This is a genomic window from Bradyrhizobium paxllaeri (assembly GCF_001693515.2).
GTDB lineage: Bacteria > Pseudomonadota > Alphaproteobacteria > Rhizobiales > Xanthobacteraceae > Bradyrhizobium > Bradyrhizobium paxllaeri.
Window position 1 is genome coordinate 651,114 of sequence record NZ_CP042968.1, and the last position, 12,572, is coordinate 663,685.

Annotated in this window: 10 protein-coding genes; 7 read left to right on the plus strand and 3 right to left on the minus strand. The window is 62.3% G+C overall.

Annotated elements, in window-relative coordinates; genetic code table 11:
• Window positions 1-76: 76 nt before the first annotated feature.
• Both LMTR21_RS03070 and LMTR21_RS03075 read right to left on the minus strand, forming a co-directional pair.
• Window positions 77-1,600: a permease gene (locus LMTR21_RS03070; protein ID WP_065751410.1), complete on the minus strand. Its 1,524-nt coding sequence runs from the start codon at window positions 1,598-1,600 to the stop codon at window positions 77-79.
• Window positions 1,597-2,349: an ABC transporter ATP-binding protein gene (locus tag LMTR21_RS03075; RefSeq protein WP_065751440.1), complete on the minus strand. Its 753-nt coding sequence runs from the start codon at window positions 2,347-2,349 to the stop codon at window positions 1,597-1,599. The genes LMTR21_RS03070 and LMTR21_RS03075 overlap by 4 nt, the downstream gene beginning before the upstream one ends.
• A 286-nt stretch (window positions 2,350-2,635) precedes the next feature.
• On the opposite strand from LMTR21_RS03075, the gene LMTR21_RS03080 reads away from it, so the two are divergent.
• The 7 genes from LMTR21_RS03080 (at window position 2,636) to LMTR21_RS03110 (ending at window position 10,083) form a co-directional block, all read left to right on the plus strand.
• A complete protein-coding gene (locus LMTR21_RS03080) occupies window positions 2,636-3,511 on the plus strand; it encodes a branched-chain amino acid ABC transporter permease (RefSeq protein WP_057834134.1) in 876 nt (291 codons plus the stop codon).
• Window positions 3,511-4,662, plus strand: coding sequence for a branched-chain amino acid ABC transporter permease (locus tag LMTR21_RS03085; protein ID WP_065751409.1), 1,152 nt, complete (start codon window positions 3,511-3,513; stop codon window positions 4,660-4,662). The genes LMTR21_RS03080 and LMTR21_RS03085 overlap by 1 nt, the downstream gene beginning before the upstream one ends.
• Window positions 4,659-5,417, plus strand: a complete 759-nt coding sequence (locus LMTR21_RS03090; RefSeq protein ID WP_065751408.1) for an ABC transporter ATP-binding protein — start codon at window positions 4,659-4,661, stop codon at window positions 5,415-5,417. Before LMTR21_RS03085 ends, LMTR21_RS03090 begins: the two co-directional genes overlap by 4 nt.
• A gap of 10 nt (window positions 5,418-5,427) precedes the next feature.
• Entirely contained in the window at window positions 5,428-6,207 is a 780-nt protein-coding gene (locus tag LMTR21_RS03095) for an ABC transporter ATP-binding protein (protein ID WP_065751407.1), read from the plus strand.
• 179 nt (window positions 6,208-6,386) lie between these two features.
• On the plus strand, window positions 6,387-8,225 hold the full coding sequence (locus LMTR21_RS03100) for an AMP-dependent synthetase/ligase (protein ID WP_065751406.1): 1,839 nt from the start codon (window positions 6,387-6,389) through the stop codon (window positions 8,223-8,225).
• Between the two features lie 92 nt (window positions 8,226-8,317).
• A complete protein-coding gene (locus LMTR21_RS03105; RefSeq protein ID WP_065751405.1) occupies window positions 8,318-9,517 on the plus strand; it encodes an ABC transporter substrate-binding protein in 1,200 nt (399 codons plus the stop codon).
• A gap of 236 nt (window positions 9,518-9,753) precedes the next feature.
• Complete coding sequence (locus LMTR21_RS03110) at window positions 9,754-10,083, plus strand: hypothetical protein (RefSeq protein ID WP_141688158.1); 330 nt, start codon at window positions 9,754-9,756, stop codon at window positions 10,081-10,083.
• Window positions 10,084-10,380: 297 nt separating this feature from the next.
• Here LMTR21_RS03110 and LMTR21_RS03115 read toward each other — a convergent pair whose 3' ends face one another.
• A complete protein-coding gene (locus LMTR21_RS03115; RefSeq protein WP_065751403.1) occupies window positions 10,381-12,561 on the minus strand; it encodes a PQQ-dependent dehydrogenase, methanol/ethanol family in 2,181 nt (726 codons plus the stop codon).
• Window positions 12,562-12,572: the final 11 nt, after the last annotated feature.

Here is a 12,572-nt window from a genome sequence, read left to right on the forward strand (position 1 = left end):
CGGACGTTTAAAGGCCTTTTCCGATAAGCAGACTTTTATCGCAACCAGAGGCTGATATCAAAGCTGCCTAAGAAGTTCAGCTCCGCCGCGGACTGATCTTCCACGTTGCCGCGAGGATCGCCACGGTGAGCGCGCCGCTGATCACGGCGGCGATCGGGATCGTAACCGCAAGCGCCGCGGTGGCGGCCCAGCCGATCGAGCAGAAGGCTTCCGCGAAGGTCGCCAGCCGCGACGAAGTCTGGCGGCGGCGGAACTGGCTGCGTTTGGCTTGCACGCGAAACCAGAGCTGGATCGCGGCGGCGGAGATGGTGGCGACGATGACGCCGATCGCAGTGACGATCGCCTGCGTCATTGATGCAAACGCAAGCGCTGCGATCAGCGGCGCGAAGATGACGCCGATTGCGATCAGCACCACTTCAATCTTGGCGCGGATCACGCGCGAGGGCGGCAGCGGTGCGGTCGCGACCAGGTCGGCGGCGTCCTCGCCCGAGATCGTCAGCCAGGCGAGGCCGCCGGCAAGCTGACCCGCCGCCATCACGATCACGGGCGTGATCAGCACGATCGCGGCCGAGCTTTCCGAAAAACTTCGCCACAGCATCAGGGCCGGCGGCACCAGATACAGCAATTGCATCAGGCTTTGCGACAGCAGCCACGGGTCGCGCCGCAGCAGCAAGAATTCCTTGGTGCGCAGCGCCTGTTGCCGCGAGCCGCCGCGAAACGCCGTCGCGTGCGGGCCGCGACGGACAGACCGCGCAGTTGCGGCGACGCGGACAACGGTATCGGCAAATCGCGGCGAGAAAATCGCCATCACGGCGCCGAGCAGCAGGAGCCCGCCGGCCATCAGCCACGACAGCACCGTGCCGTCGCCGATCGCCGCGCGCGCCGGCCACCACAGCGGACTGTCGAGATCGGGTGCATAGACGGAAACCGCATCTGACGTCAGCACCGCGAAGCGGGACAATGTGCCATAGGAAAGGATGGCGGCGACCTGGAGCGCGATGACGAAGCCGGCGCCGATGATGGCGGCCACGATCTGCGCGACGAGGCGGGTGCGGCTCGGCCCGATCAACCTGAACAGCGCGACCGTGATCGCGATCGCAACGGCTGCGGCCGAAAGCCCGATGGCGATGACGACGCCGAACGCCGCGAGCCAGCGCGCCCCGCCGCCGATCACGAGAACATCGACAAAGGGCGTCGACAGTAACAGCGCCATGCCGATGACCGACAGTGCGATTGCCGCGATCCGTACCGAGAACACGTTGGCGAGGTTCGCCGGTGACGACATCAGAAGATCGAGATCGGCGCGGGCGTAAAACACCCGCGTCACCGATTCGATCGCCTGTGACAGCATCAACGCCCAGGCGAGGAAGATGGTCGCGGTGATGACGATCAGCTCAGGCTTGTCGAGCGGGGCCTCCAGATCGGCGAAGCGGCCGATCACGGCGTAGGCCGGAAGGTGCATGACGGCGGCAAACACGATCAGCGCGATGATCGCGCGCTTCCGTTTTCCCCGCCTGCCGGCGATCATCGCCAGCCATTCGCGCCAGGCCAGCCGGATTTCGTGCCGGGCAAACCAGGTGAGCGCCGCGGCCGAACTCATGCGGCCGCCGCCTCGGCATCGACGAGCGCGATGAACATGTCTTCGAGGCTGGTGTCGCCGCGGCCGTTCTGCTGGCGCAACTCGGCAAGCGTGCCCTCGGCGACCAGCCGGCCTGCGGCGATGACGCCGATCCGGTCGGCCATCCGCTCGGCGACTTCGAGAATATGCGTCGTCATGATCACGGTGCAGCCGGAGCGCACCCGCTGCTGCAGCAATCCCTTGACGTGACGCGCGGAGAGCGCGTCGAGGCCGGTGAGTGGCTCGTCCAGGATGATCAGCCGGGGATCGTGAACCAGCGCGCCGGCCAGCGCCACCTTCTGACGCATGCCCTTGGAGAATCCCTCGCAGCGCTCGTGCAAATGCGGCTCCAGTCCGAGCGACACCAGAAGCTGGTGTGCGGAGGTTTCGGAAACCGTGGGATCGACACCCCAGAGGCCGGCGACGAATTCGAGATATTCCAGCGGCGTCAGCTTGTCATAGATCATCGGCTCGTCGGAAACCCAGGCCATGATCTGCTTGGCGGCGACGGGATCGGCGAGCGCATCGATGCCCAGAATGGAAACGGAGCCGGCGTCGGGCTTGAGCAGGCCGGCGACCATGCGCAGGGTCGTGGTCTTGCCGGCGCCGTTGGGGCCGAGCAGGGCATAGAACTCGCCGGTGCGAATGGTGAGATCGAGCGCGTCGACCGCCGGGCGGTCAAAACGCTTCGTTAACCCTCGCACCTCGAGCGCCAATACATCCGCTTTCATGATTTCGGAGCGATCCAGTTGTTCGTCGCGGACCATGAACCGAAGAACTTTCGGCGCGGTGAATCCGGTGGACCAAATCGCGCAAAACCCCGCAACTTCCCGGGCTGCGGCATTTCTCCGCAATTGTTAACGGCACAGTACGCAGCGCTTTGTTGACAGCGCTTGGTGCTTTGGGCTCAATGCAGCGGGACATGTGCGGCTGCTTCGTGGAATACCACGCAGCGTGTAGACACAAGATGCGGAAGAGGCGATCGACAGAATCGCCCGGCATCTGGGGAGGGAAATGATGCTGGACTTCGTTCAGCAGCTGGTGAGTGGCATTGCGCTCGGCTGCGTTTATGGCCTGATCGCGCTCGGTTTCGTGCTCGTTTACAAGGCAACCGAGGTCGTCAATTTCGCCCAGGGCGATTTGATGATGCTGGGCGGGTTCTTCGCCTTCACGTTCATCGGCATGCTTGGCCTCAATTACTGGCTTGGATTCGCCGGCGCCGTCGCGGCCATGGCGGCATTCGGCATGCTGGCGGAGCGCGTCGTCGTGCGTCCGATCCTCGGCTATCCGCAGTTTTCCATCATCATGGCGACGATCGGGCTAGGATACTTCCTGCGCTCGGTGGTCGGCATGATCTGGGGCACCGACGACTTCAAGATCGAGACGCCGTTCAGCGATGGCGTGTTGCGTATAGGCTCGCTGGTGCTGGCCTACGACAAGCTGTCGGTGATCGCGGCCACCATCATCCTTTGCGCGCTGCTGTATCTGTTCTTCAACCGCACCACGCTCGGCACCGCGATGCGTGCCAGCTCCGAGAACATGCTGGCTGCCTACTACATGGGCATTCCGGTCAAGCGCGTGGTGTCGATCGTGTGGGCGATCTCGGCAGCGGTGGCGACCGCGGCCGGCGTGCTGCTCGCGCCGATCACCTTCATTCACTCCAATGTCGGTCTGGTGCTGGGCCTGAAGGCGTTTCCCGCCGCGGTACTCGGTGGCTTCGGCTCGATTCCGGGCGCCGTGGTCGGCGGCGTGCTGATCGGCGTGATCGAGAGCATGGCCGGCTTCTACCTGCCCCAGGGCTGGAAGGACGTCGCGCCCTACATCGTTCTTCTGGTGGTGCTGCTGCTTAAACCCGAAGGCCTGTTCGGTGTTCATACGCGGAAGAAGGTCTGATGCGATTTCTTTTCAAAACGGACTACGAAGACGACATCAAGCTGTTTCCGCACAGCGGCTACTACGTCTCCTACGGCATCCTGATCGCGTTTCTTCTGATCGCGCCGTTCGTGCTGTCCAGCTACCTGGTCAGCCAGCTGGTGTTCGTCTGTATCTACGCCACCGTCGGCGTCGGGCTGATGATCCTCACCGGCTTCACTGGTCAGGCCTCGCTCGGCCATGCCGCCTTTCTCGCGATCGGCGCCTACACGGCGGCGTATCTGCAGCAATATGACGTGCCGTTTCCGGTCTACTTCCTGGCCGGCGGCCTGCTCACCGGCGTGGTTGGCGCGCTGGTCGGATTTCCGGCGCTGCGGCTGACGGGTATCTACCTCGTCATCGCGACGATCTCCTTTGCCTTCATCGTCGAGGAAGTGCTGGCCCGCTGGGAAAGCGTGACCCATGGCAACGAGGGCATGCGGGTCAAGACGCTGAGCCTGTTCGGGCAGGCGGTGCCGCAGAACGGTCCGACCTTCTACTATCTCTGTCTTGCCGTCCTGGTCCTCACCATCGTCGGCACGCTCAATCTCTTGCGCTCGCCGACGGGGCGCGCCTTCGTCGCGATCCGCGACAGCGAGACCGCGGCGCGCAGCATGGGCGTCAACGTTTCGCTCTACAAGGTGAAGTCGTTTGCGATCAGCGCTGGTATCACGGGGCTCGCCGGTGTGCTGTTCGCGCACAAGCTCTCCTTCATCTCCCCGGAAATGTTCACGTTGCAGCTCTCGATCGAGTTCATCATCGTGATCCTGATCGGCGGCACCTTCAGCCTGCACGGCGCGGTGCTCGGCGCGATCTTCCTGGTCATGATCGATCCGTTCCTGACCTACCTGAAGGACGACCTGCCAGGCATCATCGCAGGCGTCGCCGCAACCTTCGGCGCCGACAGCGTGACGGCCACCAAAATCCACGCCAATGCCGCGGCCATTGCCTCGGCCAACGGCCTGAAGGGCGCGATTTACGGCGTCATCATCGTGCTGTTCGTGCTGTTCGAGCCGCTCGGCCTGTACGGGCGATGGCTGAAGATAAAACTCTTCTTCCAGCTCTTCCCGCTCTACAAGCGCGCCACCTTCAAACGCCAAAAGATCTACGTGAAATCGGAGCGGAACCGATGAGCTATTTCCGTGCAGAGAACCTGTCGCTGCATTTCGGCGGCCTCAAGGCGGTCGATTCCGTCAGTTTCGCGGTGGAGAAGGGCGAAATCCTCTCGATCATCGGCCCCAACGGCGCGGGCAAGAGTTCGATCTTCAACCTGATCTCGCGGATCTATCCGCCGACCTCGGGCAAGATCTTCTTCGAGGACCAGGACATCACCGAGCAGCCGGCCTATGAGATCGCAGGCCTCGGCATTGCGCGCACCTTCCAGAACATCGAATTGTTCGAGAATGCGACCATGCTGAGCAACCTCCTGGTCGGCCGCCACCGGCATTCCACCACGCAGCTCTGGCAGGAATTGCTGTTCCTGCCGAGCGTGCGCGCCGGCGAAAAGCTTCATCGCCGTCGCGTCGAACAGGTGATCGAGTTCCTCGACCTCGAAGCCTATCGCGACAAACTGATCTCTGGACTTCCCTACGGCGTCCGCAAGGTGATCGAGCTCGCGCGTGCGCTATGCTCGGAGCCGAAGCTGATCCTGCTCGACGAGCCGTCGTCCGGGCTCAATGTCGAGGAAACCGAGGACATGTCGTTCTGGATCCGCGACATGAAGAGCGAACTCGGCATCACCGTCTTGATGGTCGAACACGACATGACGCTGGTCAATCGCGTTTCCGACCGCGTGATTGCGCTCAACTACGGCCGCGTGCTCGCGATGGGCTCGCCGTCGGAGGTGCAGCGCCATCCCGACGTCGTCGCCGCCTATCTCGGCGCATGAGGATGATGCCATGAGTGCTTCCGACATCATCCTCAAGCTCAGCAATATCGAGAGCTATTACGGGCCGATCATGGCCATCCGCGGCATCAGCCTGGAAGTGCCGCGCGGCCGCATCGTGACCCTGCTCGGCGCCAACGGCGCCGGCAAGACCACCGTGCTCAAGACCATCTCCGGCATTCTCGATCCCCAGAAGGGCTCGATCGAATTCCTGGGCAAGCCGATCCAGCGCATGGAGGCCGACAAGATCGTGCGGCTGGGCCTGAGCCATGTGCCGGAGGGACGCGAGGTGTTTCCGTTCCTGTCGGTGCGCGAAAACCTGATGATGGGGGCCTATCCGCGCAAGGACCGCGATGGCGTCGCCGAGGATCTCGACCGCGTCTACGGCTATTTCCCGCGGCTGAAGGAGCGCATCAACCAGCCCGCCGGGCAGCTTTCCGGCGGCGAGCAGCAGATGTTGGCGATCGGGCGGGCGCTGATGAACCGACCGACGCTGCTGCTTCTGGATGAGCCGTCGCTCGGGCTGTCGCCGATCCTGGTCAAGGAGATCTTTACCATCATCAAGCGCGTCAACGAGGAGCAGGGCATGTCCATCCTCCTCGTCGAGCAGAACGCCAAGGTGGCGCTGGAGACGGCGCATTACGGCTATGTGCTGGAAATCGGCCGGGTCGTGATGAACGACACCTGCGAGCGGCTGATGAATTCAAAGGACATCCAGGAGTTCTATCTCGGTGCCAAGGAAGAGGGCGCCCGCGGCGAACGACGCTGGAAAAAGAAGAAAACCTGGCGCTAGAGCATGATCCGGAAAAGTGGGTGCCGGTTTTCCGGCAAGATCATGCTCAAGTTCAAAGATGTCGCAGTTAAGACCTTGGCGTTACGAAGGAATTCGAGCTAAATTCGAGCCCTGCCTCGAAAGACAAGACCGGCTCTCAAGACCGGCGGTCGAGGCAGGCGACAGAGGGAGGAAGACGCATGGCCAGACCGGCAGTGCTGACGGTCGCCGACACGATCGCGAGGAGCTTTCTGAAGTCCGTGGAGGCGCGCGGCGACCGGCCGGCGATCCGCGAGAAGAAGTTCGGCATCTGGCAGCCGACCAGTTGGCGCGAGTGGCTGCAGATCTCGAAGGACATCGCCTTCGGCCTGCATGCGTCCGGTTTTCGGCCCGGCGACGTCGCCTCGATCATCGCCAACGCGGTGCCGGAATGGGTCTATGCCGACATGGGCATCCTGTGCGCCGGCGGCGTTTCCTCCGGCATCTACCCGACCGACTCCTCCTCGCAGGTCGAATATCTCATCAACGATTCCTCGACCAAGGTGATCTTCGCCGAAGACGAAGAACAGCTCGACAAGATCCTGGCCTGCCGTTCGCGCTGCCCGACGTTGCAGAAGATCGTCGTGTTCGACATGGAAGGCCTCCACGGCTTCAGCGATCCGATGGTGCTGTCGCTCGGAGAATTCATGGCGCTCGGGCGCAACCACGAGCAGGGCAACGAGGCGCTGTGGGACGAGATGATCGGAAGCCGCAACGCGAACGATCTCGCCATTCTCGTTTACACCTCCGGCACCACCGGCCCACCCAAGGGCGCGATGCATTCCAATCGCAGCGTGACGCATCAGATGCGCCACGCCAACGATCTGTTTCCGTCAAGCGACAACGAAGAGCGGCTGATATTCCTGCCGCTGTGTCATGTTGCCGAGCGGATCGGCGGCTACTACGTCTCGCTGGCGCTGGGATCGGTGATGAATTTCGCCGAGAGCCCGGAGACTGTGCCGGACAATCTGCGCGAGGTGCAGCCGACTGCCTTCCTCGCGGTGCCCAGGGTCTGGGAAAAGTTCTATTCCGGAATCACGATCGCGTTGAAGGATGCGACCACGTTCCAGAACTGGATGTACCGCAACGCGCTCGCGATTGGCAATCGCATGACGGAGTACAGGCTGCAGGGCGACACACCGCCATTGTCGCTGCGGCTCGCCAACCGCGCCGCCTATTATCTGGTGTTCCGCAACATCCGCCGCATGCTCGGGCTCGACCGTTGCCGGCTGGCTTTTACCGGCGCGGCCCCGATCGCACCCGATCTGATCCGCTGGTATCTCGCGCTTGGCATCGACATGCGCGAGGTCTACGGCCAGACGGAAAATTGCGGTGTGGCCACCGTCATGCCGCCCGATCGCATCAAGCTCGGCTCGGTCGGCAAGGCCGCGCCGTGGGGGGAAGTGGCGATTTCACCGCAGGGTGAAATCCTGATCCGCGGCGATTTCCTGTTCATGGGCTACCTGAACCAGCCGGAGAAGACCGCCGAGACCATCGACGCCAAGGGATGGCTGCATACCGGCGATGTCGGCTCGATCGACAATGAGGGGTTCGTCAGGATCACCGATCGGATGAAGGACATCATCATCACTTCGGGCGGCAAGAACATCACGCCGTCGGAGATCGAGAACCAGTTGAAGTTCTCGCCCTACGTTTCCGATGCCGTTGTGATCGGCGACAAGCGGCCGTATCTGACGTGTCTGGTCATGATCGATCAGGAGAACGTCGAGAAGTTCGCGCAGGATCACGACATCCCGTTCACCAACTACGCCAGCCTGTGCCGTGCGCAGGAAATTCAGGACCTGATCCAGCGCGAGATCGAGGCCGTCAACGTCAACTTCGCGCGCGTCGAAACCATCAAGAAGTTCTATTTGATCGAGCGCCAGCTCACGCCCGAGGACGAGGAGCTGACGCCGACCATGAAGCTGAAGCGCAGTTTTGTGAACAAGCGCTACGCGGCCGAAATCAACGCCATGTATGGCGAGCGGGCGGTGGCGTAGACGGAGATTGGGACCAAAATATTTGAAAACGGCGAAGGACTGAGAAGGCCCCACCCTTCGCTCAACACGGGCCAAACGAAGAGGAGACTGTAATGTCGAAATCGTTGAAGGTGCTTGGCCTTGCGGTAAGCGCCCTTGCGCTGACCCAATTGCCGGCCGCAGCCCAGACCAAGGTTACCGATCAAGGCATCTCGGCGGGCGAGATCGTCGTCGGCACCCATCAGGATCTGTCCGGCCCGATCAAGTTCTGGGGCGTTCCGGTATCCAACGGCATGAAGATGGCGACCGAGGAAATCAACGCCGCCGGCGGCATCCATGGCCGCAAGATCAAGCTGGTCCTTGAAGACAGCGGCTACGATCCGAAGCGCGCCGTGCTGGCGTCGCAGAAGATGGTCGAGCGCGACAAGGTTTTCGCCATGGTCGGTGCGATGGGCTCGCCCACCGTGCTTGCCGCGCAGGACATCCTGTTCGATGCCGGCGTGCTGCAGCTTTTCCCGCTGACGGCGGCCGAATTCACCTACAAGTTCGATCCGGCCAAGCCGCAGGAACGGCTGAAATTCAGCAACATCCTGCCCTATGTCGAGAGCACCCGCGCTGGGCTCAAATACATGATGGAGCTGAAGAACTTCAAGAAGCCCTGCATCATGTACCAGGACGACGAGTACGGCAAGAACGTGCTCGACGGCTTCAACCAGCAGCTCGAAGTGATGAAGGTGAAGCCCGCCTCGATCACGAGCTACAAGCGCGGTGCGTCCGACTTCAGCGCGCAGGTCGCCAAGATGAAATCCGACGGCTGCGACATGGTCCTGCTCGGCGCGGTGATTCGCGAGCCGATCGGGGTGATGAGCGAGGCCAAGAAGCTCGGCTGGGACGTGACCTTCCTCGGCGCCACGCCCGTCAACGTGCTGGAAGTGCCCGCACTTGGCAAGGAAGCGGTCGAAGGGCTCTATTCCATCTCGGGCTTCGAAATCCCGTACGAGGACACGGCCAAGGGCAAGGTCAAGGAGTGGCTCGCCAACTACAAGAAGATGTTCGGCAGCGACGCCAACACCCAGGCGATCATCGGCTACAACGCGGTGATGACGTTCGCGCATTATGCCAACAAGGCTGGCAAGGATCTCACTGGCCAGAAGATGCTCGACTCGCTGGAGTCCGGCGACAAGTTCCAGGATATCTTCAATTCGCCGCCGACCGTGTTCTCGAAGACCAACCATCTCGCCACCACCATCACCCAGGTCCAGCAGGTCAAGAACGGCCGCTGGGTGCTGGTCAAGGAGGGCCTGATGTTCTGAGGGAGCGCTTCGCTCCTGCTGTACAGAGCTAAATGACCAGGGCTGTGCGATCATCTCGCACAGCCCCTTTGCTTTGGATCGCGCATTCGCACTGCTAACACTTCCCAATGGGCGGGCGAGCGCAGATGACGAACGGAGAGGAGCCAGCTCTGACGGGCCGAGACGCTGACATTTGCAACCGGATTCAACGCGAGCGCCGGGCCGGCTACACCCGATGCGGCGTCGTCGAAGGCCGGATGAGTGTTACGGAGGTCGCCCGCGCCTTTGGGCTGGCTGATGACGGCGCAATCTACCGATCGATCGGGAGCCTCGAGGCAAACAAGATCGCAACCCACGTGCTGTGTTCCGATCTCGCCTATAGCCTGGAAATCATGAGTGTGTCCGAGGCGACCGATCTCTGGCGGCAATTCATGGCGCTGTTCGATGGGCAAGACGTTGTGTTTGTCTCGAACACTGGAGCTGAGTGCGACTCCTGGATGCCGGCAACGCCGGCTACGTTTGACATGGGTGTTCTCGTGATAGGGACGACCAAGGCCGGTTGTCTTTGGGTTGAGGACGAGGACTGACCGGGACACTATTTTCGCGCTTTGCGAGACGATCGCGCACCCCTTATTTTTGCGTTATCAGCCGTTGCCAGTATTGTCGTCATTGCGAGCGAAGCGAAGCAATCCATGCATCCCCGCGGGGAAAGATGGATTGCTTCGTCGCTTCGCTCCTCGCAATGACGGCGTTTCAAGCGGAGACCGCCTACGCGACACGCAAGAGGGCTGCGCGATGACCTCGCACAGCCCTCTTTCTGGGTTCAGCCGCTGCGGTGTGAGATTCGGGCATGGCGCTTGCGCGACCATACCCGGATGACGCCGTCACTTCGGCCGGATCGCGTCGGCCGTGCCCTGAATGAAGGCCTGCAGCTTCGGGATATCCGCTTCCTTCAGCTTGCCGGTGAAATCGGGCATGCCGCGATCGCGGAACGGGCCGTTGAACACGATGTCCTTCAGGTTGGTGATGGTTTCGGGCGCAACATAACCGAGGTTCCTGATGTTGCCGCCGTTGTCGACGCCGGGCACGCTGTGGCAGGCAGCGCAGGCGGCGACATAGATGGCCGTGCCTTCAGGGATATCCTTCGGGTCATACTTTACGCCCTTCAACAGGCCTTCGGTCTGGTACTTCGTGAAGGCGGGCAGCGGCGTCTTGCCGCCGAGCGCAAAGGTGTAGACCGTGCCGGGGCTACTCAACTCGGTGACCCGAATCCACTGGCCGATCACACCGCCCCAACCGACCGCGATCGACACATACTGCTGGTCGTCGATCATGTAGGTCGAAGCCGCCGCGACCACGCCGGTGCCGGTTGGGCTTTCCCAGAGTTTCTCGCCCGTCGTGGCATTGTAGGCGACGAAACGACCGTCGGCGGTGCCCTGGAATACGAGGTTGCCCGCGGTGGTGAGCGTGCCGCCATTCCACGGCGCGACGTGCTCGACGCGCCAGGCTTCCTTCTGCTTGACCGGATCCCAGGCCAGGAGACGCCCGAATGCCGGATTTTTCGGTGGCGTGGCATTCAGAGCGAAGCCGAGATTCCAACCCGTCGCGCTGGCGAATTTGCCGGGCTCAACGGCATTGTGCTTGAAGGCCTTTTCGGGCGTGAGGTTGGTAGGCACGCCCTGCGCCGGAATATAGGCAAGACCGGTCTGCGGATTGAACGACATCGGATGCCAGTTGTGGGCGCCGGCCGGACCGGGAATGCTGTCATAGGCTTCGTCGCTGCGCGCCTCCTTGATCTCGATCGGCCGGCCGTTGGCGTCGTAGCCGGTAGCCCAGTTCACGTCGACGAAGTTCTTGGCCGAGATGAACTTGCCGTTGGTGCGGTCGATGACGAAGAAGAAGCCATTCTTCGGCGCGTGCAGGATCACCTTGCGCGGCGCGCCATCGATCGTGATGTCGGCCAGGATCATCGGCTGGGTCGCGGTGTAGTCCCAGTGATCGCCGGGTGTTTCCTGATAGTGCCAAGCGTACTTTCCGGTATCGGCGTTCAGCGCGACTATCGAGGACAGATAGAGGTTGTCGCCGCCGGCGGGGCTGCGAACCTTCTGGTTCCAGGGCGCGCCGTTGCCGGTGCCGATATAGACGAGGTTTAGATCAGGATCGAAGGTGATGGTGTCCCAGGCCGTGCCGCCGCCGCCGTTGACCCAGTATTTGCCGGCCGGATCCCAGGTCTTGGCCGCCGCCGCCATCGATTCATCCTCGAACGGCTTGGACGGATCGCCTGGTACTGTGAACCAGCGCCACGCCTGGTTACCGGTCTCCGCGTCGTAGGCGGTGACATAGCCGCGCACACCGAATTCCGCGCCGCCATTGCCGATCACCACCTTGCCGTTGAATACGCGCGGCGCGCCAGTGATGGTGTAAGAGTGCTCCTTGCTGACGATGGTATCTTTTTCCCAGACCACCTTGCCTGTGGCAGCATCGAGCGCAAACAGCCGGCCGTCATAGGCGCCGAAGTAAACCTTGCCTTTCCAGAGCGCGACGCCGCGGTTGACCACGTCGCAGCAGCCCCGATAGCCCTTCTCGCGGTCGATCTTCGGATCGAAGGTCCAGATCCGCTTGCCGGTGCGGGCGTCGATGGCGTGCACCACGCTCCACGACGCAGTCTGATACATGATGCCGTCGACCACCACCGGCGTCGCCTCGACGCCGCGGGAGGATTCGAGCGGATAACTCCATACCAGCCCGAGAGTCTTGACGTTGTCGGCGTTGATCTTGTTGAGCTTGGAAAAGCGCGTCTCGGCATAGTCGAGGCCGATAGTCGGCCAGTCGTTCGAGGTTGCGGTGTTGGCCTTGATCGATGCGCCGTCGACCGCCGAGGTGACGGCCTTGATGTGCTCGGGTGATCCCTTGGCGGGGCTCTGCGCAAGGGCTGTGCTGCAGGATAGCGTCAAGCCCAGCCCGACGACGATCGCAGCCTGTGCAAGGCGCGCCGGTCGGCGGGAAGTAGCGGCAATTTCAGGAAGCAGACGGCAAGCGGAATCAACACGCGGCGAACGTATCATTTCATTCCCTC

Bases quoted from the DNA above. Each gene is read 5' to 3' on its own strand.
- LMTR21_RS03070 (WP_065751410.1), bottom strand. From the start codon at position 1,600: ATGAGTTCGGCCGCGGCGCTCACCTGGTTTGCCCGGCACGAAATCCGG.
- LMTR21_RS03075 (WP_065751440.1), bottom strand. From the start codon at position 2,349: ATGAAAGCGGATGTATTGGCGCTCGAGGTGCGAGGGTTAACGAAGCGT.
- LMTR21_RS03080 (WP_057834134.1), top strand. From the start codon at position 2,636: ATGCTGGACTTCGTTCAGCAGCTGGTGAGTGGCATTGCGCTCGGCTGC.
- LMTR21_RS03085 (WP_065751409.1), top strand. From the start codon at position 3,511: ATGCGATTTCTTTTCAAAACGGACTACGAAGACGACATCAAGCTGTTT.
- LMTR21_RS03090 (WP_065751408.1), top strand. From the start codon at position 4,659: ATGAGCTATTTCCGTGCAGAGAACCTGTCGCTGCATTTCGGCGGCCTC.
- LMTR21_RS03095 (WP_065751407.1), top strand. From the start codon at position 5,428: ATGAGTGCTTCCGACATCATCCTCAAGCTCAGCAATATCGAGAGCTAT.
- LMTR21_RS03100 (WP_065751406.1), top strand. From the start codon at position 6,387: ATGGCCAGACCGGCAGTGCTGACGGTCGCCGACACGATCGCGAGGAGC.
- LMTR21_RS03105 (WP_065751405.1), top strand. From the start codon at position 8,318: ATGTCGAAATCGTTGAAGGTGCTTGGCCTTGCGGTAAGCGCCCTTGCG.
- LMTR21_RS03110 (WP_141688158.1), top strand. From the start codon at position 9,754: ATGAGTGTTACGGAGGTCGCCCGCGCCTTTGGGCTGGCTGATGACGGC.
- LMTR21_RS03115 (WP_065751403.1), bottom strand. From the start codon at position 12,561: ATGATACGTTCGCCGCGTGTTGATTCCGCTTGCCGTCTGCTTCCTGAA.